The following is a 21,960-nucleotide window of genomic DNA, read 5'->3' as shown; positions in this document are numbered from 1 at the left end:
AAAAGCGGCAAACGGGTTTGCTTATTCGTCTGCTTCGGTAACCTGTTCCGGGTGCTCTTCCCTTTCTCCGTTGTGAATCGGCAAACAAACTTTGAACTCGGTTCGGCCCGGTTGGGAATCGACGTAGATTCGGCCATTGTGATGCCGAATGATACCCTGCACAATATCCAGCCCCAGACCCGTTCCTTTACCGATGGGTTTGGTGGTGTAAAATGGGTCAAAAATGTGGTCGATACTGGCTGCCGGAATGCCTGAACCGTCATCGATGATGTGCGTTAGCAGAAATTCGTGGTCAATTTCGGTGGTGATCTGTAAATGGCCGCCATCGTTCATGGCGTCGATGGCGTTGTCGATCAGGTTCGTCCAGATCTGGTTTAATTCGCTGGGAAAGGCTTCAATCGGCGGTAAATCATCCGGAACGGCCAGTTCAACCTGAATATTTTTTTCTTTCAGTTTGTGTTTCAGCAAAACCAGCGTACTCTCGATGCCTTCCCGGATGTGAATGCATTCCTGGCCGGTGCCGCGGTCCATGTGCGTATAGGATTTAATGGCTTCGACCAGGACCGCAATGCGTTTGGAAGCTTGTTCAATATCGGTCACCAGCCGTTCTGTTACCAGGTTATTAACCAGCCAGTTCAGCACGGTGGTTCGGTTGTCCGGCGTGACATCTCCCAGCAGCGTATCCAGATCGTCGGTCGTAATGTCAAAATCAATCAGCGACTCGGTCAGATCTTCGCCATCCGATACGCCGTTGTCGTCGAACCAGTCGAGCAGTTCATCTTCCCGGTTGCTACGCTCCATCAGTGTCAGGCGCTGGCCCGCCGTCTGGTCGGCTACTTTGCGGAACAACAGATTACTCACCCGATCCACCATCTCGTCCGTGATCTGTAGCGCCATAATATCCTTGAACCGCTGGGGGGTATTCTGCAAATGGGTCTTCAGGGTATGCGAACTCCGAATGACCGCCGAAACCGGGTTGTTCAACTCGTGGGCTAAACCTGCCGACATCCGGCCCAGGGCCATCATCTTGTCGTTCTGCTGTAGCGTACGCGTGGTTTCGCGTACGCGGGAGGTCATTTCATGAACCAGTATTTGCGTCAGTTCAAACTGGGTCTGAATCATTTCACGAAAATGATCGCGGTGCAGTCTCAGCAAGGTGGTTGGCTCGGTGGTTTGCCAGCACGCCAATGATTCAACCATTCGCGAGAACGGCAGGACGCCCTCCAGCGCACCTTCTTCCGCAATGCGTATTTCCTGTTGCTGCCCCTGCTGAATGAGATAAAATCGAATCCGGCCCGCCAGTACCACCAGAAAATGATCCGTGGGATCGCCGGGTTTGTAGAGGATGGCCCCCGCCGGATGCTCGTGGCAGTCAGACCGGTCTACCAGCCAGCGGAGTTGCTCTTCCGGTACGGTCTGGAAATTCGGATTGTTTTTCAGCGAAGTCAGGCAATCCATGGAAGGTAATTGTTTTAAACTCAAAAGGTAAGGAATTGGCGGCTACTTGCAATGATTATCTGATCGTAAAACCTGGTTTATCAGGAGCAATACCGCCTTTGTACGCTACTGAAATCGAAGCTTTGCTGACGTTTCATACCTGCTTTTCTGCATCTCGTTCCGCCATTATTACCGCTGATACAGAAGGCTTTGGTAAACAATCCGGTCCCTAAATATCTTTGTATCATAATTAGTAAACCGACTTATTCCATTCCATTTATCATGAGTGCTCGTATTAAGCCAACCGTTAATAACATCATCAGCCTGTGGTTCAGCGTGGATACGCCCCTTCGCCAGTACAAAATCAGACTGAATCCGGAAATCTGGGGTGCCTGTCAGACCATCAACCAGAATTTTAATCCTCCTTCCAAAAGGAAGCCTGTTGAGCAGTTTAAAAAAAACGATAAGGTCGCTTTTGCTAAGGCTGTTCAGGAGCAACTTGAGCGGGGCAAGGCGTACTAACCCGACCCATTCCCGATCCGCCAAGGTCTATGGGTGGTATCGCCTTTGTCCGGCTGATTCTTGGCTATTTATTTATACTACTGTTTGCCGCTGCACCAGGTCGGCCGGTGCAGCTATTGCGTTTTATAACGTATGGTACGAACACGGTGCCAACCGTCGGTAGTGCCATTTTGGATTCGATTGCGCAGAAGCACCGGAATCAGCGGTATAGTCAGCCCGTACACATCCAAATCGACGGAGATCTGCTCCGGAAGGAGCCACCGACTCTAAATCAGCTTCTGACCGACCAGCCCACAGCGGTAGGCAACCCATTCCGTTACGCGATTGAACAGGCATTTTTGTACAACCTGCCGCCGTTTATAGCTACCCAAAAATACCGTTAACTTACAAATTGGTCGGAATTATGCCCTGTTTGCTCTTTTCGGACGAAACTGGCACGATCAATGGTGTAGCTATAGCAGCAGGAGTTTATGCGCTGGCCAATTCCGCGGCTGATCCGTCCAGCGTCGTATCCAAAAGGCTATTTCAACTGACGGTTAACGAAACTCCGCCCATGATCAAGCGAACCGGTAACGTTGAGGGATACCTTGATGCTTACCATTGTGAGAGATACCTGAGGCTGGGTTTGGGATCGGCTAAATACCCTCTTGACTGTCGAACTATTTTTAGAATGGATTTAGTGAGTGCTGGCAAAGAAACAGGAAATCAAGCCTACTGTTTTACAACTCCGCCGAGTTTGAAAAAGAACAGACCGCGCGAGATCAGCGCCGGGGTTTTGAACCGTTCATATACATTTAAGGATGCACCCGGGATGCTGACTTGTCTGTTGTTGGCACGGTTGTCGGCGGAGTCGGCCGAAGCGAACGGGTGGACTTACCCGTTTCGCGATCAGCTGGAAAGCAGACTGCTGGCAACATCACCTGAACGGCTACGTTCTGCATCGAGTCACGATTCTTTCGGCATCCGGGCAACGACTGCCTATTTCGGATCCTAACCCGCCCGTTGGGGCTGAAAAAGCAGTCCTTTATATGCCATCATTGGGCTACCAGCCAGACGGTATCGACTGAAGATTCAACAGGGAGAAGAGCTGATGCGTACGCTGAAGATCATTAACCACTAATACTCTCGTAAGACAATAAATAACCTGGATTTATCGGAAAGCCTGCTTTCGTTGAGAGCAGGCTTTTTTGTGCCTATGCAGGCCAGATTTAAAATTTTTAGAATGGAATCTAAGCAGATTATAAGACAAGATTACTCAAAATTGATATGTTCTGAAATAGGAAAATATATTTGATGGTCTGGTAGAAATCCTTATTGCGGGCTGTTTTAGCGCTTTTTTTGTCAATAGCAAAAAGCCGTATACTAACATTGTTAAGTAGTATTACTTACTTAGTAATTTTGTTGCTATCTTTGAATTGTCCACCGTAACTGTACTTAATTTAATGAATGAAATCACAGAGGCTTCGGCCCTTATGGCACCTGTTCTGGCACGTAATCACTTGTCGTCATGTTGTTTTACGAGCTTGCCTCAAGCAATCAGTTGTGCTAATCAATTCTTTATGGAGGGCCTCAACGCACAGATTGTTGCCCGGGATAAAAGCGCATTTTTAGTTGTTTCGCCCGATATAGCTAGTCGGATGTTTACAAAAGGGTTTCAATTGATTTATGGTAACTAAATTCATATGTCTTTACCGGTCATACCGGAGGAATCAGGTTAGATAACAAGAAAAAACCAGTCAATTGACTGGTTTTTTTCTTAACTACCTTATCCATGTTACTTCTATTTTATCAGTATACGGTCGAAGTTTTATCCGCATAAGTTTTTGCTTATTGTAAGATGAGCCAACTCTGTGCATCCATCATACTTTAAGATTCCGTTACAAGCTCGTTTGCAGGAACTTGTTTTGTTCCATTATACGCAGTGTTTCAGGGAATAGCCGTTTTGCGTGCTGTTTACAGGAGCGTGCCTTGAGCACTTTTTTAACGGATCAGTGCAGAATCGAATAAGACCGGAGCAGACCGGTTATGTTCCAAAGGGGCAAACGAAAAGTAATCGTTATAAATAAGCAACACGCTATCTGGGAGAAGAAAAAATCTTACACCGTTTTTGAGACAGACCAGTTAACAAGCCATATACTGAAAGAAGGCAAGTGGCTAGTTGTGCATCCGCTCTAAACTAATTCAGTGAAGTTATTAATCCGAACATTTCATTTCTAATGCCATTCTGCTGGAATGGTTATGCGCTCTAAGCTTATGTTGAAGGCCCACTTGACCAGTTAAGGAAGCGTATCCTAGTCGTTAACCTGCATGGCCCGTTATTCAGCAACCTGAGAGAGGGGCGAAGTGAAAAACTTGGCCAGTAAGACAATAGATTTTACTCTTCGACGGCTAACCGGAAGTCGGGTGCTGTCTGATAATTCGACCCAGCTATTGTGCATGTCGTGTAAGTCCATGTGGACAATATGTTCCGGGTTGACCAAATAAGACCTTGAAATTCGCCAGAAGCTCGGATGGTACTCCTGCTGTTCTTTCAGCGTGTAACTTGAGACAAAACTAGTCTGTTTATTAAGAAAAATGCGGCTATAATTGCTCCATCCTTCAAAGAAAAGAATTTGTTTAGCCGAAATTGTAATCGCTCTCCCTCTTCGGTCCCGAACTTTAACGCTGGTACGTGTGCTATTCATAGAAAGTAATGTTGAATCATAACTTTCTTTACGGTAGCAAACTCTATGCCATTATGTTACTACTTTCACTCATTAGCAACGGCTCTTTTTGTCTGTTAATTATGCGGTCATCGTTTTAGCGGCCGGTTAGTCGCCACCAGCAGATTTTACTATCCAGGCCCAGCGAATACCGGTTCATGTACCAGTGATTGTAACGGATTTCATTTTTTATCTGATCGGAGTGAGGCCGTCGGGTGCGCAGTTGGGAAAGGCACAGGATTCCGGGCCGCATCCGATACCGGTCCCGGTAACCCGGTATGGCCCAGTGTTGAGCGTCGAATTGCAGTGTATGAGGGCGGGGGCCAACAATGCTCATATCGCCGGTCAGAACAGTGAAAAACAGCGGTAGTTGATCCAGGTGAGTCGTGCCAAGAAACCGACCCAAAGCCGTTACCTGCGTCGACTGATACGACATCATCGTAGAAAGCCCTGCTTCAGGTTTACAGGAAGTTGTACGAAATTTAAGATAGCGAAAAGGACGACCATGACGGCCTGTACGCAGCTGGACGAGAAAAATGGGGCCTTGAGAAGTAAGACGAATGGCCAGAGCAAGTAAGGGTACTGCCCAAACCAGAACCAATATCAGGGCCAGAAAGGTAACAGCAAGGTCAAACATCCGTTTCCCAACTTGCGACGGAAAGGCTTCTGGATTGTAATTGGTAGGAGACGGAAGCGTATAAACTCCCGAATCAAGGCTAATCATGCACGTTGAGCGTTAAGCGTAACTTAATGGATTCCGCCGGGGAATACCGTAGGCAATTGCTGTTTATGGGGTATTTAACCGACAGAAGGTTTCCGGAAACTCGAATTGAGAAAACTTCTATTTCTACGACAGAGCGGAAAATAAGTGTGGATATAGTCGATAAAAGCACCAGAAGCTGGCGATTGGTTGCTTCTGAAGACGCTCACTGTTAGCGTTCTTTGAGTCCTTTTATCAGACAATAATAGTCTTTGGGGCGTACGTTGACAACTAGTTATCTTAAAAGTGATTCAATGGTTATTTGTCGCTCGCACAGTTCTATTCTTCGCCTTATAGAATATAACGCTACTTTATTTTCCGACGTAGTTACACCGATGCCCCAAAATTTATACGGTTTATTGAGTAGTAGTAACTGGTATAGCTTCGTGCCTCGGTCAATAAACTATTGGTAATTTTTAGGCGAATTGGTCGGGTTATTGCTTGTTACGAAGTAATTATTTTTACGGTTACTGGTAAATTATCCTATTTTCATATGTAATATTATTGTGTGAATCAGATAGTTATGGGGTTCTTCGTATCCGTATAATAACTATGATCTCCAATACCTGGATTTTTTAGCGGTTAACAATAAATATGTCTGTCAATTTCACTTATATTGTGTTGAGTGAAATTGCTTATTCTCTGTCTTAATTTATACTTTGAAAAGAATTGCTACCCTTGCAGGCTTTGCGCTTGTGCTGGTATCTATTGCCGCGCATGCACAAGCTCCAGTGTTATTTTCGGGCTCAGTCAGGGAAATAACCACTCAGGAACCGCTCCAGGGCGTTCACGTTTATGTACGTGATCATCGGTTAGGTACGGTTACCAATAACGCCGGTTATTACACCCTGGCACTGCCAGCCAGGGATAGCCTCACCATTACCTTTTCCTCCGTCGGCTACCAGACCGTTACCCGCACAATCTCTTCGCATCGCCCGCAACCCCTGGATGTCTACCTGATACCGGGACAAACGCTGAACGAAGTGGCAATTAAAGCACAGGCACCCCTTCAGAAGGGTAGCGACCTGGCCCAGATGAGCCAGATCCAGCTGCCAATCGAACAGCTAAACAAAATACCGGCTTTGATGGGAGAAAAAGACGTGTTGAGAGTCCTCCAGTTAATGCCCGGTGTGCAGAAAGGCTCGGAAGGCAATGCGGGTGTTTATGTGCGGGGTGGAGGACCGGATCAGAACCTGATCACCGTCGATGAAGCCGTTGTGTACAACCCCAGCCACCTATTGGGTTTCTTCTCGGTTTTTAATGGCGATGCGCTGAAGCAGGTGGAGTTGACCAAAGGCGGTTTTCCGGCCCGTTTCGGGGGGCGTCTGTCGTCGGTGATCGAAATGAGCATGAAGGAAGGCGACAGGCATGACCTGCACGGCACGGGCAGTATTGGGTTGATTGCTTCGCGTTTTACGCTGGAAGGACCGTTGCAGAAAGGCAAATCTTCGTTTCTGCTCTCGGCCCGGCAGTGTTATCTGGGGGCACTGACCCAACTTTTATCACCGCGCCCGGTATCGGATCTGCCCTCCCGTTCGGGATTTGGGGATTACAACGCCAAACTCTCGTTTGATCTGGGCGCGCGCGATCATGTGTACGTAAGCGGTTATACGGGTTCGGATCAGTTTAGGAGCCAGCAGACTTATGACAAGCAGGTACTGGATGCCGGTCTTAACTGGGGCAATACCACGGGTACGCTGCGTTGGACCCACCGGTTTTCGAATCGTACATCGGCTCATACAGCTTTGATTTTCAGTCAATACCGTATGCGGGTTGTGAGCGAAGAGACGGTAACGGCGGAAGCTCCAGGCCAGCCGGGCGCGATTCTTCGTCTGGAGTATCTGTCGAGCATTCGGGATCTATCCCTCAAGCAGGATTGGGACCTGTATGCCGGTTCAGGACATCAGCTTCGTTTTGGTTTTCAGATAACCCCGCATCGGTTTACACCCAGCGCGGTTGTAACCGCCGAATCCCAAGCCGCCAGCCTGAGCCGGACTTCCGATCAGGCCATCCAGGTTGTTGAATCAGGTGCTTATGTGGAAGATTTCTGGCAGCCCACCGATCGCTGGCGGATCAACGCCGGACTGCGGCTGAGCTACTTCTGGCACAAACAGACTCAGTACGCGCGGCCCGAGCCCCGTTTGTCGGTTGGCTACAAACTGCCCGGCGACTGGACCCTCAAGGGAGCCTACGCCCAGATGAACCAGTATGTACACATGCTGTCAAATACGGGCGTTGGGTTGCCAACGGACCTCTGGGTGCCAACGACCGATCGCGTCAAGCCACAACAGTCGGAGCAGATAGCCCTGGGGGTCGTCAAAGACATTAACTCCGATATAACCCTGACGGTTGAGGGGTATCACAAGACCATGAAGAACAACATTAGCTACCGGGAAGGGGCCAATTTTCTGGTTACGGATATCACGGCAACCGGCGACAAGGCCCGTTGGGAAGACAACGTAACGGCTGGCCGGGGCTGGTCGTACGGAGGGGAAGTAATGCTTCAAAAGAAAACGGGTCGGTTATCGGGCTGGATTGGCTACACGCTGTCGTGGACGCAGTGGCAGTTTGCGGAATTGAACGGAGGACGCCGGTTTTTTCCCCGCTACGATCGTCGGCATGATCTGTCGCTGGTGGCGGTTTATGAGTTGAGCAAACGCATAAATGTGTCTGGTACCTGGGTCTACGGCACCGGTCAGGCTTTAACCGTGCCGTTGGCGCGCTATTACGCCAGCGCCAATAATCCGGAGCACACGACGACTCCTGCTGCCAACCCGTTTATCGACACCCGGAATGTGAAAGATTACGGCGAAAAAAACAGCTTCCGGGCCGAGCCCTATCACCGTATGGACGTCAGTCTACAGTTCCATACCCGGCGAAAGTCGTGGGAAAACATTTGGGAGTTAAGCGTTTATAATGCTTACAACCGGCGCAATCCGTTTTATTATTCGCTGGAAGGCAAAGGAGGCTCCGAAGGAATTGCGTCCAAATCGGTACTCTATCGGTATTCGCTCTTTCCGGTCATTCCCACCGTCAGTTATCGTTTTACGTTCTGAGTACGCGTTGATTGCTTTGTAGTACCTCATTCTCTGTCTTACTTTTTACATCATCATGAAACGGATTTACAGTGTATTTCTGCTCCTCATTCTCTTGTGCTCCGGTTGCGAAAGTATGCGTCAGGAAATTGATCCTGCCAGCCTGGGCGCTATTGAAAAAAAGCTGGTAATTATTGGGTTTATTTCCCCCCAGGACACGGTATTGGCTGTAAAAGTAAACATCACCCGACCGGTTACGGACGCTAACTACACCAAAAACTACGGTATTGCTAAGGATGCAACGGTGATTCTGTCCAGCGCAGACCGGTCCATTCAGCTTCGATACAGCGGGAAGTCCGAATATTTTCAGGCCGACCCGAAGAAGTTTCCGATTCGGGCGGGCGAAACCTACCGGATAACGGCCCAAACGCCCGCCGGTTTAAAAGCGTTGGGTACCTGTACGGTTCCACAGCCCGCCCGATTGCAGGAGGTACGACTTGATTCGGTCGAGGATGTGAATCGCCAGAAACAGTACTTTGTCCGGTATTACTGGCAGGATGAGTCCCGAACGACAAATTATTACCAGACCGCCGGCCTGTTTGCCTACGCCAAACCGTGCCCTGCCTGTAAAACGGACAGCAGGGCGAAACCTGAAGTCCAAACCGTTTCCGTACTTTTTGAATCTGCCGGTCATCGAAACACACTGCTATCCGATCAGGCCCGGGATGGTAAGCGGCTGGAGTCGTACCGGGGCCTTCTGAATCAGGCAAAAACGTCCGCAACCTTGTCCACTGAACGGAGTTTTGCGAGTCTTTATGAGAAAGCGACTGTAAAAGCCGCCTTGCTGAATGTGGATGAAGCCTACTACAAATACCATCAGGCGCTGGAATTACAGAAAAGGTCAGATAGCAACCCGTTTGCCGAGCCGGTTTTACTCACAAACACAATTCAGGGCGGCTTAGGGTGTTTTGCGGCTTACAATCAAACCTTTTTAACCGTGACCTTAAAATAACATTTAGTCCATTTCGGACGATGTAAATAATTTTATCAAAATTTGTTGCGTATAAATACCTAAAAGTTGTTAATATTGCCTATCGTTTCTCAAAACAATAAAAACTATGAATAATTACATCGCTGTTCACTACAATGGTACGACCTCCATTCTGACGTATACCAGCACCGAAGACGAAGCCCGGGAGCATCTGGCAAGTCTGATTACCAGCGGTCAAGTTCGTAAAAATCACACCTTATCCGTTGTGCGGGTGTGTGATGATTCGCTTGTTTACCACAGTAATCGCAACCATTCCCTCGATACGCTGCTGCAAAAAGAGCCTCAGCCTTCTCTGAACTGGACGGAGTTCTGGTTTGGTTCGGTGCAGGGATTACTTACTAAATTGAGCCATAAGTTAGGCAGCTTGGGTGTAGTTGCGGGAAGCCGTTAACGCGTCGGGGTATCGCTTTCTTTTCGGGCGGCTACTTTCTTTTTTACCACATCAACCGGGTATTTCAGGGCCAGACGCCGAATTTCGTAGCTAAACTCTTCGAATGTTTCGCGCCAAAGGTGAGCCTCTTCCGGTGTGTAGTCGTAGAAACCGTGGGCGTTCTGAACACCTTTGCCACCGCTTTTGACGAGGTCGTCGATGAGTTTGGGCACTTCTGTGCTCGTATTGAGGGTAGGAAACAGGTCCTTCATGACGGCATGATACGCCGGGACACCGGTTAGGTCCATCCACCGGAAAATTCCTACTAACGTCATCCAGTAGCCCGCATTGTTGCGGCACGCCCGGTCGACATCATCGATGGAAGCGTACCCATTTTCCACCAGATAAAAAGCCTCCCGGTAGAGGGCGTACATCAGCCGGTTGGTAATGAAACCCCGGATGTCTTTGCGCACCAGCGTAGGCTCTTTGCCCCAATGGTGCGATAGTTCATAAAGCCATTCGGCAAGCCGCTGGTCGCTGGCATCTCCGCAGATGATCTCCAGAAAACGGGTCGTATGCGACGGTTCGGCCCAGTGCAGCCCCAGAAACCGTTCCGGACGAGCCGTCTGCTGTTGTAATACACTGATCGGAATGGCCGATGTGTTGCTGGTGATAACCGTTTGGGGGGATACGGCGGCTTCAATTTTCTGGTAAACCTGTTTTTTAATGGAGAGGTCTTCCAGCGTGCATTCAATGACCAGCCGGGCGTTTTGCAGCAAACCATAGTCGTCGGTAACCGTCAGGTTTTTCAGGTAAAAGTCGGGTTGCTCCGGGCACAGTCCTTCGTCAAACGACTTGCGGAGGTGTTCGCGAACGCGGGGTTCGGCAGTTTCCAGATCAGACGGTATTGGAGCTACGGCCACCACCGGATGACCGGCCATCAGCAGACAGGTGGCAATGCTGCATCCCATTAGTCCCAGTCCTACAACGCCAGCCGTTACCTGGGCGGGGCCGGTTGAAAAGGGCTCGTTACTTTCTGTTGTCATTCTTTTAATTTAGCGTTCAGAACACGGTTTTCTACTGCCAGAAAGACGATAACGGCTTGGATTATACTTTCCCATCGTTCACATTTACCAAAAGAATGGGGCGGGTAAGGTTTCTTGAATTGGCAGCGGGAAAGCCGTAGTTTTAACGTTTAATTCACCTGCTGTATGCCCACCCGACTGCTCCTTTGTTTTCTTCTGGTTTCATTTTTCTCACCTGTCTGTGCCCAAAAACCGTCGGCAACGGCCTTTAAAGTGGTGCCGCTCGGTGTCAGGGGCGGTCTTGACGAGAGCAATCTCTCGGCTTATCTGCTGGCTGCGCAGGGGACAGACACGTACGTTTGTCTGGATGCCGGAACGCTTCATGCCGGAATACAGAAAGCCGTCCGGAACGGCGTCTTTTCTGTTAGCCCGGAAACGGTTCTGAAAGAATATATCAAAGCTTATCTGATCAGTCATGCCCACCTGGATCATCTGGCGGGTTTAATCATCAACTCGACGGACGATGCCCGTAAGCCAATTTATGCGATGGCCGGTTGCATTGATGTCCTGAAAAAGAATTATTTCAACTGGAAAAGCTGGCCGAATATGGCCAACGAAGGTGATCAGCCGGTGCTGAATAAATACCGTTATACGGTTGTAGCACCGGAAACTGAAGTGCCGCTCGAAGCGACCGGGATGAGCGTACGGGCGTTTCCGCTGAGTCACGGAGTTGCCTACCAGAGTGCGGCCTTTTTGGTGAAAAGCGGGGCGAATTACGCCTTATACCTGGGCGATACCGGCCCCGATCTCATCGAAAAATCGAAGAATATAGCCCAACTCTGGCAGGCGGTTGCTCCGTTGATTCAGTCAAAAAGCCTGAAAGCTGTTTTTATGGAAGTTTCGTACCCCAACGAACAACCCGACAACCAGCTTTACGGGCATCTAACACCCAACTGGCTGATGCATGAGTTAACGGCTCTCAGTAAATTGACCGGAGCCGACGCGCTGAACGGTTTTCCGGTGGTGATTACACACATAAAACCGACCGGCAACAACCAGGAACTGATCCAGAAGCAGCTTAGGGAGGCTAATAAACTAAATGTAAAACTGATCTTTCCAGAGCAGGGGAGGTTGCTGGAATTTTAACGTCGCGCGAATGCCTCCGTCAGGCGTCTGTAATCAACCTGTAGCCGGATAAAATTATTTTAGGCCGTATCCTTATTAAATCGCCTGTTTGATGGATACCCGCGTATCTTTAATGGATGGAGCGACGTTAGCCCCAAAAGCTTTCCGATGGATTCACGTATGATGCTTACCATAACGGCTATTGACCGGCAACGGCAGTGGCGACGTTTTTTCTGCCAGATCGATGAGTTCGAAACGGCGTTTGATATCCTGAATGGTATTGTTCGGCAGGGAGATCAACCCATCAGTGCCCTGGTAACCGACGAAGGTGGTCGCATCGAACTACCCACCGAGGTGTTTGACGAATCGCCTTTATCGGCACCGGTTCGGGCGCTGAAACAGGACTGGGAGTTAATTCTGGCCCAGCCCATCCGTGAGGTCAGTAAGGAGCGGGAACCGGACGCCGACTGGTTTCCCCGTTTGCTGGCCCTCCGACAAACGCGGGTGGAACAACTTCAGGACACGCTTAGCCAAATGCAGGAACTGCTCAGAACGACCAGAAAAGAAATGCCAAACGGGCCTTATAAGGCCCGTTTGATGGAACGTTATCAGAGGTTGGTTGACCGCTATACACACCTTTTAGCCCAGGCGCAGGCGGCTTACCAAACCGTACTTTTCCGGAAGGCTGACGTTTAGCTACCGGGCGGATTGCGATAAATCGGCATACGAATGCGGAATAACGTGCCCTGACCCCGTTGGGTTTCAATTTCCAGGCTGGCCCCCATTAATTCACACAATTGTTTGACGATTGATAAACCGATGCCTTCGCCCGAGGAAGCTGTTTTGGGGGCGTTGATGGTGGCGGCTTCCCGTACATCGACTTCCGGAGAGGAAAGGCCAAAAGCGGACGTAGATTCGACGGTGGGAGCTAAGACTTCCGCAAATGACCCGGGTTGCTGATTGACGAGGCCCGGTCCAGAGTCCTGTACGCTCATGATCCAGCGCTGGCCATCTTCGTTCGTCCACGATACGGAGATAAAACCGGATTTCGTATGGGTCAGTGCATTCAGGACGAGGTTCTGCACAATTCGCTGCAATTGAATGGGGTCACCATCAATCATCAGCTTCGCCGGTCCATTTGCCTGAAGCATCAGACCCCGTTCTTCGGCCATGGGCTGATACGTTTGTACCAGCGAATAAAGCAGTTCACTAACGTCAAATCGTTGCATCGTGATCGATTCCTGCCCTGCTTCCAGGCGGGCCAGATCCATCAACTGGATTACTAACTGATGAACACTGCTAAGGTTGCGGTTCAGCATCTCCAGCATTTCTTTTCGCTCCGCGTCCGATTTACCCCCCAGTTCCAGTAACGAAGCCGCTCCTTTAACAACCCCAAACCCACTGCGCAGGTCGTGCGAAGAGGTTCGTAATAAATCCCCCCGTTGCCGGGACAGGTGTTCCAGTTCGTTGAGGGTTTTCTGTAGGGCTTCCGTTCGACTGCTGGCCGCCATGCGCTGCAATTCGGTATACTGCTCGACACTGCCATTGATACTTTGCAGGCTAAACCAGGCCACCAGATCATAAGACTGGGCAATCAGGCCCATATCGGTTGTAGGAAACCGTTGCCAGTATTTGCGGAGTTCGTCCCGTACAAGCTGGCTCAGATGGTTCATTTCCGACAACAGTTCGTGTAATGTGTATCCCTTTTGCCAGCGGTGCAGGCCGTGCTCGCTGGCCATCAGCTTGATGTCGATGTCAGATGGCTTCTGGCACAGGCGCTGTTCGAGGCCATTGAGCATGAAAGGGGCCTTGTTGTTAAATTCTTCACGGCTCATGCCGCTAACGGTGTGAATACTTGTGTCTGTTTCGCAAATTGTCCGCCAATTATTCAGCAAGGCCTCCCGCCGGGCGGCCAGGTAAGCCGCTAAAGCCGTCAGGGAAGTGTTGTTTGAATTACTCATTGGAAAAGCGTAAATAAATTTCTAACTTTAACCAGATGTTTGTTAATGTCGATGAGGATAACATTCAAAATACCTCCTGTTGTTTTATAAAAAGCTTGGGGGACCCAAAATTATCTTGTTTTCGGCCAGTTTACCGGCTTTAGCTGATAAGAAAATAGCCTTTAGCATTATATTCAGGGCGTTCTATTAATTTAGTGCGGTTAAACACGAAAATGAGACCATGAGCCATTCCGAGACAGCGAAGACGGCGGCCAGTAAACCCAGAAAAGCCAGGATTCTGATCATTGAAGACAGTCTGGATCACTGGACTATTATTCAGAATGCCATTAACGAAAGCTTTGATTTGCCGGTCGCAGTTAGAGTCTCTAATGCAGAACAGGCTCTTTCGTATTTGCAGAACGCTCAGGATATGGGAACTCCGTTGCCACAGGTTGTTTTACTGGATTTGTACCTTCCTACGCGGCAACAGGGATGGCAGTTTCTGGAAAATGTCAAAAATCAGCCCGCACCGGTCAGCCTGATACCCGTAGTGGTGTTAAGTCATTCGTCGGACCCCGCCGATATTGTTGAATCTTATGACCGGGGAGCGTCTTCCTATCTGACCAAACCCACCGATTTAAGAGCCTGGCAGACTTGTTTTCAAACCCTGTCTGAATACTGGTGGGACGCCGTTCGGCTGCCCGAAAGCCGTTCGTTCCAGTAAGCATCGAACGGGCGTCAATAACCGTTTACAGGCGCTTCCGGAATAAGGCCGCCGAAACCCCATCAAAGGGCGACTGTGCGGGATGTAAAAAAGCTGCAAGAATAGCCGTAACCAGGGTTACTGATAAAGTGGCACTGGTTTTGCTCTGTTTAACATAACCGTATGTTACCTGAAACAAAGACGGCAAAACGATAAGGTCCAGGAGGTTAAGCTGGGTTTCGTTTTTGAACGTTTATCGACTGTTAGTTGTATTTACTAAGCTATGCAGTTCGATGTTGGGTAGTTGTCGTTGCAGCATTTTAAACAGTACTCACCTTATGTGGCTTTACTTTTCGGCTCTATCTTCAGAAGGCAATCTGGATTGCCATAGTTTCTGTTCTTCCCGGCTGGAACATCACCTGGATGTATTGAACGACTTTGTTGCTACGGGCTACCAACTGCTCTGCGCCTGGATGCAGGAGGATGACGGAAAACGGTTTGAGTTGCCGCTTGAGGCCTTTGACGGTAATCCGATTAGCAATCAGCTAAAGGAGTTACAAAATCAGTATCAGCAAATTCTGAATTCATAAAACCCACCGGATTACAGTCTAAACGCGACCCGATTGTTTCAGGTCGATCAGGGAGGCATTATTCCATCGTCAGCCAGAATCGGAAATCCTCCAGCGAAAGCCGTTCTGCCAGATAGGGCTCCAGCCGGTGTCCCCATTTCCGAAAACAATACCGTCGAAAAGCCAGCATGGACCGACACGTGTCCAGCCCCATCCATTGGTATAGCTCGCGTTCCGCCGGGGATATAGTTTGTAGCCATTCCGTAAAATCAGGCGGGGTCGGTTCAAAGGGGATAGATTGGTAATAGTCCAGAATGATCCGTTGAATCCGTTGTTTGGGGTCACTGGTTGTGGGAGGCACTGCTTCCCAACCGTTATCTGAGGGTAGTATTGTTATCACGGTTTTATTAATTCCGTTTTCTGTTTTTTGTTTTTTTAGGGCCGGTTTTCTTTTCCGTAACCTCCACAATCAGGGTTAGCAGACCCGCTGCCGCCGAGAGCACAAGTAAGGGCAGTACGACACCATCGGTTTTCTGATAATCAAAAAGTACCTGCTAAAACCGTCTGTCTGCGGATAGAGACGGTTTTAGGCCAGACGAATGAGAATCTGGCCCAGGTACAACCCCATAGTCTATATTTACCCGGAGAGGCTATTTTGTTTCGCCGAGACCGAATCCTCATTCTTTCCTGGCTTTTAGAGACTTACTTAAGTGAATGCACGTTAAGGGGATTATTCACTTTAAAATATTGTAGTTTCAATAGCGATGAAAAAGGTAGTAATGGTGGCAGCGATGATCGTAGCAATGACTACAATTCAGGCGCAAGCACAGTCAACATCCGGAACCGGAAGTAGTTCATCAACTTCCACTCAGCAACAGACCGGCACCAGCGGACAGACCGGAACAACGGGCACCAGCGAACAGACTGGAACGACCGGTACCAGCGGGCAGACCGGAACGGGAGTTCAATCGGGCACAAATAGCCAGAATACCTCGGGAACGATGGGTACATCCGGTACGGGTACAGGTACCACCGGTCAGCAAAGCCGCGATCAGCGTTCGGGTCAGCAGTCAGGACAGCAGTCGGATACGCAGCTAAACTCCGGTTCGACTACTTCTGGTACGAGCAGCCAGGGAACCATGTCGGGAACGGATACAAACAAAAAGACGAAGCGCGCTAATAAACGGGGAAATAAAACCCCGGACAGCGGTTCTCCGCAGTAAACAAATGGTTGATTGGTGATACGTAATGACCGCAGCCAGCCTATGGCTGCGGTCATTCTTTTACAGCCTGTAGAGGTCGTTGGAGGCCGTTAACTCACTGTTTTAGTTTTTATAGTCCTACGTATTTCGGTCTCTGTTTTTAAGGACAAATATAGGATCGACAACAGCTACGCGAAACGGCCGGGTTACTGACCCGGCCGTTTTTAATAAGCTCATTACTTACTAGGCTGAAAGCTAAATTGCGCCAGTTGGGAGATCAAGCAGGGCTTATTCCTTAATCAAATGCTGGTTGTAACCGGCGTTCACCAGGGTTTTGTACGCTTCCCAAACCTCCTGCGGTATTTCCTGCGGAATCTGGAATCCTTTTTCGGGATATTCCCGGATGCGCTGTAAGTCGCCTACCATGATATGGATGATCTGTTCCGGCGACAGATCCGGGTTTGAATAACTGTGCAGGTATTCTTCGTAGGAAACCTGCGGGGAGGTAACCCGGGCTAATTTTTCGGGCCAGACTTTTCGGAACGTGGCGTAACTCCGTCGCTCCATGTACGGTTTCTGAATCAGCAGGAAACTGGCCGGATCGAGGTTACGCTCTGCCAGAAGCTGCCGGGTGAAAATGACATTCTCGCCGGTATTGGTCGACTGGTTCTCAATGAGGATAGCCTCAGCCGGAACGCCCATGTTTAGTGCGATCTGGGCAAATTGATCGGCTTCGGGTTCGCTCCACAGGGCACGGGTAATAACGCCCAGACCACCGGAAAAAATAAGCAGCGGAGCCCATCCGTCGAGCCAAAGCTGAGCGGCCCGTTCGGCAACCCGTTTATCGTAGCTACACAGGACCAGAATGGCGTCGGCAGGTTCAAGGGGCTGATCAAGCCGGTGGTAATTCCATAAAATTTTAGCCAGGTTATGAATGGAAGCGGGAATCTGAGCCATACAGGAAAGGCAGCTTTGTGCGTTGCTGATTGTTATAAAGCCGTAAAAATAAGGAAAGGTTAGGACGGAACACAGGGCCAGGTGCCTGGTAGCGTCCATATAAAAAGAAAACCACTCATTCGCGAATGAGTGGTTTTGAAGAGCCTCCTACGGGAGTTGAACTTTAATGCGTAAGATGCTGTCTTATTGGATATTATAATGATATCAATATAGTGGGGGACGGAATAGGGGACGAATCAAAAAATATTTGCTTATTCCTTACGATAGGGTGTATATTTACTTTAGATCGAGTGCCATTATAGGTAACTTGGTTTGGTCAGGGTCGGGTGGGTGGTTCCTCCGACCCATTTTTTATAGTACACTATTAGATTTCATGACTTCTCAATAGCCTATTTCACCTATTTCTAATCGCCCCGCCACCAGTAGGTGAGTGTTATCCTAGGCCGGCAAAAGCCTCGCAGGCCATCCGTAGACCAGGCGTTACGGGACCGAATGCGTCATGTGGTTTTGCAGCTAACATAGCCTGAAGCTAGACCCCGGCGCGGGGTTATCAAGGTTTTTGGGCCTGCCACCGGGCTAAAATGGTTCAAATGAGCTAGAAATGGTTCAAATGTGTTAGCTATTGGCCCGACCAGCGATGAATTTTACCCGCCCACGATTACCACCCAGAGCCCCCTGGGCTAAACTCGCCAGGGGGCTCTGGACGGCTTCCTTGCCGGTATCTTTTTTCTCTCACCCTTTCCCTATTCTCTGTATGCTGATCACTACACTTCGTTCTGCTTTGTTAGCCCCCTCTTACCGGGTCATCCGCGGCTGGTTGGCCTTGGTGATAGCCCTGGGCGGCCTGTCCATGCCCTGCTGGGGCCAGTGCCCCTCGGGCGATGTAATCCTGGTTAGTCAGGCCGATGTCAACCAATTCCCCCCCGGCTGTTCGAATCTGCCCGGAGGCTTACTCATAAGGGGTGACGACATTGTTGACCTGAGTCCGCTTAGTAATTTGCAGACCATTGGTGGTTTCCTCGAAATCGGTTATAATGGGAACCTAGGCAGTCTAACGGGTCTGGATAACTTGACCGCTGTTGTGGGTTATTTGTCAATTTATTTCAATAATCATCTGAACAGTATCAGTGCCTTAAGCCAGCTGACGAGCATTAGCGGTGATCTCAACATTGTTTATAATCCGCTACTGGTCAGTCTAACGGGCCTGGATAACCTGACGGCTATTTCGGGTGTTCTGAAGATTAATTTAAATGACAAACTGACCGATATCAGTGCCTTAAGCAACCTGACCGGTATCGGTGGTGAGCTTCAAATTGTTTATAATCCCCAGTTGAGCCAATGTGCCATTCAGCCCATCTGTCAGTACCTGGCCAGTCACCCGGGCAGCGTCTTTGTTTCCAATAACGCAGCCGGCTGCAACTCCCCCCAGCAGATCGAGGGACAATGCAACCCAATTCCCATCCAGATCACCCACCAACCCCCCGCCAGCGCCGGGCGCTGCGCCGGCGACACGGTAAGCCTGTCGGTGATCGCCACCGGCACCGATCCTCACTACCAGTGGTACAAAGACGGCGCGGCCATCACCGATGTCTCCTCGGCCACCACCGCAACCCTGTTGTTAACGGACCTGCAGCCCGCCAGCAGTGGCCACTACACCGTTCAGGTCACCAACCTGGTCTCCGCCCAGACCTCCGATCCCTTTTCGCTGACGGTCCATCCCCGTCCAGCCGTCACGCTCACCTCCAACGGACCGCTATCGGCCAGCCAATCCACGGTGACGCTAACGGCTACCGAGATTGCGGGGGCTAGCTACAGCTTCAGCAGCGGGACCACCCCCGGCAGTACGCCTAACACGGCCACCGTTACGGCACCGGGCCTCTACTCGGTCACGGTGACGACCTCGGGTGGTTGTCAGGCCAGTGACCAAACGACCGTGGAAGCCCAAGCGGGCAGTACGACTAGCTTTGAGCTGATCAATGCCAACACCGATCAGGTGATTAAGACCCTCTCAGAAGGCGAGGTCATCAACCTGGCCCAACTGCCCACCAGCCGGCTGACCATCCGGGCCAACACCACGCCAGCTAATGTGGGCTCAGTGGTCTTCTCCCTCAGTGGCAGCATGACCTACTCAAAAATCGAAACCAGTGCGCCTTACAGCCTATTTGGCGACGACAACGGCAACTACGATCCCTGGAACCTAAAGATAGGTTCATACTCGCTGAGGGCCACCCCCTACCTGGGAGCGGGGGGAAGTGGGCTTATGGGTACGCCGATGACGCTGAACTTTACGCTGGTCAACCAAACCAACCAGCCACCCGTCGCTCGGGCAGGGGCCGATCAGACCATTACGCTTCCCACCAACAGCGTGACCTTGAACGGGTCCACTTCGAGTGATCCCGAGGGCGGGGCCTTGACCTACCTGTGGACCCAGCGCAGCGGACCCAACACGGCCAACCTGAGCAGTCCTACCTCGGTCAGCCTGACGGCGAGCAATCTGGCGGCTGGCACGTATGTCTTCCGGCTGACGGTGCGCGATCAGCCCGGTGCGACGGCCTACGATGACGTAACGGTACGGGTGGCTCCCGGCCCCAGCGCCGGGCCTTCGGTGGTGAGCTTTAGCTTGATGAATGCCGACACGGATCAGCCCATCCGGACCCTGATCAATAATGAAGTGATTAACCTGGCCACCCTACCCCGCAACCTGAACATTCGGGCCAACACCTCTCCGGCCACAGTCGGCTCGGTCAGGATGGTGCTCTCGGGTCAGCAGAAACACACGCAGACCGAGACGGGGGCACCCTATGCGCTTTGGGGGGATAAGGATGGAGACTACAACAACTGGACGCCGGCTTTAGGCACTTACACGCTGACAGGGACGGCTTACACGGGGGCCTCAGCCAGTGGACAGGCAGGTACGCCGTTAACGATCAGCTTCCGGGTGGTCAGACAGGCATCGCTGGCTAGAGTGAGCGTCCCGGCTAATGCTGAAGAGGTACTGGTATATCCCAATCCGTTCACCGACTCGTTTCGGATCAGGAATGCGGGTCAGCAGCCAGTAGTACTCTACGATCTCTCAGGCCGCACAGTCTTTGAGTCCGATGCTGTGCAAGATGAGCAGCTCATTGAGCCGAGTAGCCGGCTGGCTCCGGGTCTGTACCTGTTGCAAGTCGGCCAGGGCAAAGCCACACAGCACTTCAAGGTGATCAAAACCCAATAAGTAAAAGTGCCAAAGGATCACCATTAAACGGGCAGGGGCGTATCCTGCCCGTTTTTGTTAACAGTAACGGGGCTGGCTCCTGGCTCTTTTTTTTCCACCGGAAGTGATAATGAATACCCTGGATAGCCCAACGGGTTTGCAATGAAGCCATAAGTTCTGTTTTTACCAATCCTTAATTTCTAGTGCCACTATCCGTTGAATAGGCTCCGTAAACCTCGCCATTTTTAACTACTAAGGCGTTTGAACAAACATAGCTTCCCGCCTTAAATTGCCACTTAAGATGACCTCTAACTGCATCCAGGGCGTAGAAGTCCTCGGGGCCTCCAAAGTAAACCAGCCCATTGGCTACTACAGGACTGCATACAGTATCATATGGATTGGTAAACGTTCTCCATCTTCTCGTACCCGTGTTGATATTGATAGCCACCATACTTTGGCCGTCGTTGCGGCCTATATACAAGGTACTATCAACAATCACCGGACTAGAAGAAAAATCATTACGCAGATCCAACTCCCATTTTTTGGTTCCATTTGTGGCATCAACAGCTTGCACCATGATGTCTCCAGCCGTATACAAAACCCCGTTATAGATAATTGGACTTACTAGTCTGGATTTCGCGTATCTTTCTCTTACGTACTCCCATCTTTTTACGCCGGAAGCAGCATTGATGGAAAAGACTTTTCCAGTTATACCAGTAAGAATAGCGTCAACGTCCAGCGTACTGGAAATATACACCTGACCATTTTCAACCGTTGGACTCGAGTAAATAGCACTACCCGTATCAAACTCCCATTTTTTAACGCCTGACAAGGCATCCAGGGCGTACAACCTATTGTCCAGACTGCCAACATAAACCACTCCGTTAACGACTGCAGGGCTGGAGTAGACCCAGTCGCCTGTGGTATAAGCCCACCGTTTCTTCCCTGTGATCCCATCAATGGCATAGAGATTCTTGTCGTTGCTTCCTACATAGACAATTCCGTTGGCAACGGTGGGTGAAGAATGAATGGATGCCTCTGCTTTATATTCCCATTTCTTAGTGCCTGTCTTCGCATCCACGGCATATAGACTACCATTAGAATGGCCTACATAAAGGATTCCCTTTTCAAAGATCGGGGAGGAGATGTTCAAGTTAGGTATGTAGCCGCCCACGTTATAGACTGAGTCCAATAAGCATTTCCATCGCTGAGTTCCCGTCAACGCATCAAGCGCATACAAACTTCCTCCTCGGCTTGTGAAGTAAACGATAGTATCAGGCTCTTTTTCGATATCTGACTGTTTCTTGCAGCCTGTGAGTAAGTAGCCAAGCAGTAGAAATGAAAGTAATACGCGCATGCTATTTTA

Annotated in this window: 19 protein-coding genes; 11 read left to right on the top strand and 8 right to left on the bottom strand. The window is 50.1% G+C overall.

What is annotated here, in order from left to right; genetic code table 11:
• Positions 1-21: 21 nt before the first annotated feature.
• Positions 22-1,458 (bottom strand): sensor histidine kinase, encoded by a 1,437-nt coding sequence (locus LX87_RS11560; protein WP_111628406.1) that lies wholly within the window; start codon positions 1,456-1,458, stop codon positions 22-24.
• A gap of 261 nt (positions 1,459-1,719) precedes the next feature.
• On the opposite strand from LX87_RS11560, the gene LX87_RS11555 reads away from it, so the two are divergent.
• The gene (locus LX87_RS11555) at positions 1,720-1,959 is read left to right on the top strand and encodes a hypothetical protein (protein WP_111628405.1); all 240 of its coding nucleotides are present in this window, start codon (positions 1,720-1,722) and stop codon (positions 1,957-1,959) included.
• Between the two features lie 29 nt (positions 1,960-1,988).
• Entirely contained in the window at positions 1,989-2,342 is a 354-nt protein-coding gene (locus tag LX87_RS11550) for a hypothetical protein (RefSeq protein ID WP_111628404.1), read from the top strand.
• Positions 2,343-4,274: 1,932 nt separating this feature from the next.
• Here LX87_RS11550 and LX87_RS29370 read toward each other — a convergent pair.
• Together LX87_RS29370 and LX87_RS11535 are read right to left on the bottom strand one after the other, a co-directional pair.
• Positions 4,275-4,643, bottom strand: a complete 369-nt coding sequence (locus tag LX87_RS29370; RefSeq protein ID WP_111628402.1) for a LytR/AlgR family response regulator transcription factor — start codon at positions 4,641-4,643, stop codon at positions 4,275-4,277.
• Positions 4,644-4,758: 115 nt separating this feature from the next.
• Complete coding sequence (locus LX87_RS11535) at positions 4,759-5,385, bottom strand: sugar transferase (protein ID WP_111628401.1); 627 nt, start codon at positions 5,383-5,385, stop codon at positions 4,759-4,761.
• Positions 5,386-6,080: 695 nt separating this feature from the next.
• On the opposite strand from LX87_RS11535, the gene LX87_RS11530 reads away from it, so the two are divergent.
• From LX87_RS11530 to LX87_RS11520, 3 genes are all read left to right on the top strand, one after another.
• Positions 6,081-8,477: a TonB-dependent receptor gene (locus LX87_RS11530; RefSeq protein WP_229310635.1), complete on the top strand. Its 2,397-nt coding sequence runs from the start codon at positions 6,081-6,083 to the stop codon at positions 8,475-8,477.
• Between the two features lie 55 nt (positions 8,478-8,532).
• Complete coding sequence (locus LX87_RS11525; RefSeq protein ID WP_111628400.1) at positions 8,533-9,468, top strand: DUF4249 domain-containing protein; 936 nt, start codon at positions 8,533-8,535, stop codon at positions 9,466-9,468.
• Positions 9,469-9,574: 106 nt separating this feature from the next.
• Entirely contained in the window at positions 9,575-9,898 is a 324-nt protein-coding gene (locus LX87_RS11520) for a hypothetical protein (protein ID WP_111628399.1), read from the top strand.
• Here LX87_RS11520 and LX87_RS11515 read toward each other — a convergent pair.
• Complete coding sequence (locus LX87_RS11515; protein WP_111628398.1) at positions 9,895-10,923, bottom strand: 3-hydroxyacyl-CoA dehydrogenase family protein; 1,029 nt, start codon at positions 10,921-10,923, stop codon at positions 9,895-9,897. The genes LX87_RS11520 and LX87_RS11515 overlap by 4 nt on opposite strands.
• A 165-nt stretch (positions 10,924-11,088) precedes the next feature.
• Here LX87_RS11515 and LX87_RS11510 point away from each other — a divergent pair, with 165 nt between their 5' ends.
• On the top strand, positions 11,089-12,048 hold the full coding sequence (locus LX87_RS11510) for an MBL fold metallo-hydrolase (protein ID WP_111628397.1): 960 nt from the start codon (positions 11,089-11,091) through the stop codon (positions 12,046-12,048).
• 159 nt (positions 12,049-12,207) lie between these two features.
• Entirely contained in the window at positions 12,208-12,723 is a 516-nt protein-coding gene (locus LX87_RS11505; protein ID WP_111628396.1) for a hypothetical protein, read from the top strand.
• Here the strand turns inward: LX87_RS11505 and LX87_RS11500 are convergent.
• Entirely contained in the window at positions 12,720-13,988 is a 1,269-nt protein-coding gene (locus LX87_RS11500; RefSeq protein ID WP_111628395.1) for a sensor histidine kinase, read from the bottom strand. The two genes, LX87_RS11505 and LX87_RS11500, sit on opposite strands and share 4 nt — an antisense overlap.
• A gap of 220 nt (positions 13,989-14,208) precedes the next feature.
• On the opposite strand from LX87_RS11500, the gene LX87_RS11495 reads away from it, so the two are divergent.
• Both LX87_RS11495 and LX87_RS11490 read left to right on the top strand, forming a co-directional pair.
• Positions 14,209-14,691: a response regulator gene (locus tag LX87_RS11495; RefSeq protein WP_111628394.1), complete on the top strand. Its 483-nt coding sequence runs from the start codon at positions 14,209-14,211 to the stop codon at positions 14,689-14,691.
• Positions 14,692-15,008: 317 nt separating this feature from the next.
• Positions 15,009-15,260 carry a hypothetical protein gene (locus LX87_RS11490; protein ID WP_111628393.1) on the top strand — a complete coding sequence of 84 codons (252 nt, stop codon included), beginning with the start codon at positions 15,009-15,011 and terminating at the stop codon, positions 15,258-15,260.
• 58 nt (positions 15,261-15,318) lie between these two features.
• On the opposite strand, the gene LX87_RS28575 is transcribed toward LX87_RS11490, so the two are convergent.
• Positions 15,319-15,600 (bottom strand): hypothetical protein, encoded by a 282-nt coding sequence (locus tag LX87_RS28575; protein WP_146624480.1) that lies wholly within the window; start codon positions 15,598-15,600, stop codon positions 15,319-15,321.
• Between the two features lie 403 nt (positions 15,601-16,003).
• On the opposite strand from LX87_RS28575, the gene LX87_RS11485 reads away from it, so the two are divergent.
• Positions 16,004-16,462, top strand: coding sequence for a hypothetical protein (locus tag LX87_RS11485; protein ID WP_111628392.1), 459 nt, complete (start codon positions 16,004-16,006; stop codon positions 16,460-16,462).
• Between the two features lie 267 nt (positions 16,463-16,729).
• On the opposite strand, the gene LX87_RS11480 is transcribed toward LX87_RS11485, so the two are convergent.
• Entirely contained in the window at positions 16,730-17,398 is a 669-nt protein-coding gene (locus tag LX87_RS11480) for a YdcF family protein (protein ID WP_111628391.1), read from the bottom strand.
• 754 nt (positions 17,399-18,152) lie between these two features.
• On the opposite strand from LX87_RS11480, the gene LX87_RS11475 reads away from it, so the two are divergent.
• Positions 18,153-20,615 (top strand): PKD domain-containing protein, encoded by a 2,463-nt coding sequence (locus LX87_RS11475; RefSeq protein ID WP_170139350.1) that lies wholly within the window; start codon positions 18,153-18,155, stop codon positions 20,613-20,615.
• Between the two features lie 172 nt (positions 20,616-20,787).
• Here the strand turns inward: LX87_RS11475 and LX87_RS11470 are convergent, their stop codons facing one another.
• Complete coding sequence (locus tag LX87_RS11470) at positions 20,788-21,951, bottom strand: outer membrane protein assembly factor BamB family protein (protein WP_111628389.1); 1,164 nt, start codon at positions 21,949-21,951, stop codon at positions 20,788-20,790.
• Positions 21,952-21,960 lie beyond the last annotated feature (9 nt).

The organism is Larkinella arboricola (genome assembly GCF_003259745.1).
Classification (GTDB): domain Bacteria; phylum Bacteroidota; class Bacteroidia; order Cytophagales; family Spirosomataceae; genus Larkinella; species Larkinella arboricola.
This window is presented reverse-complemented; position numbering and strand designations above follow the sequence as displayed.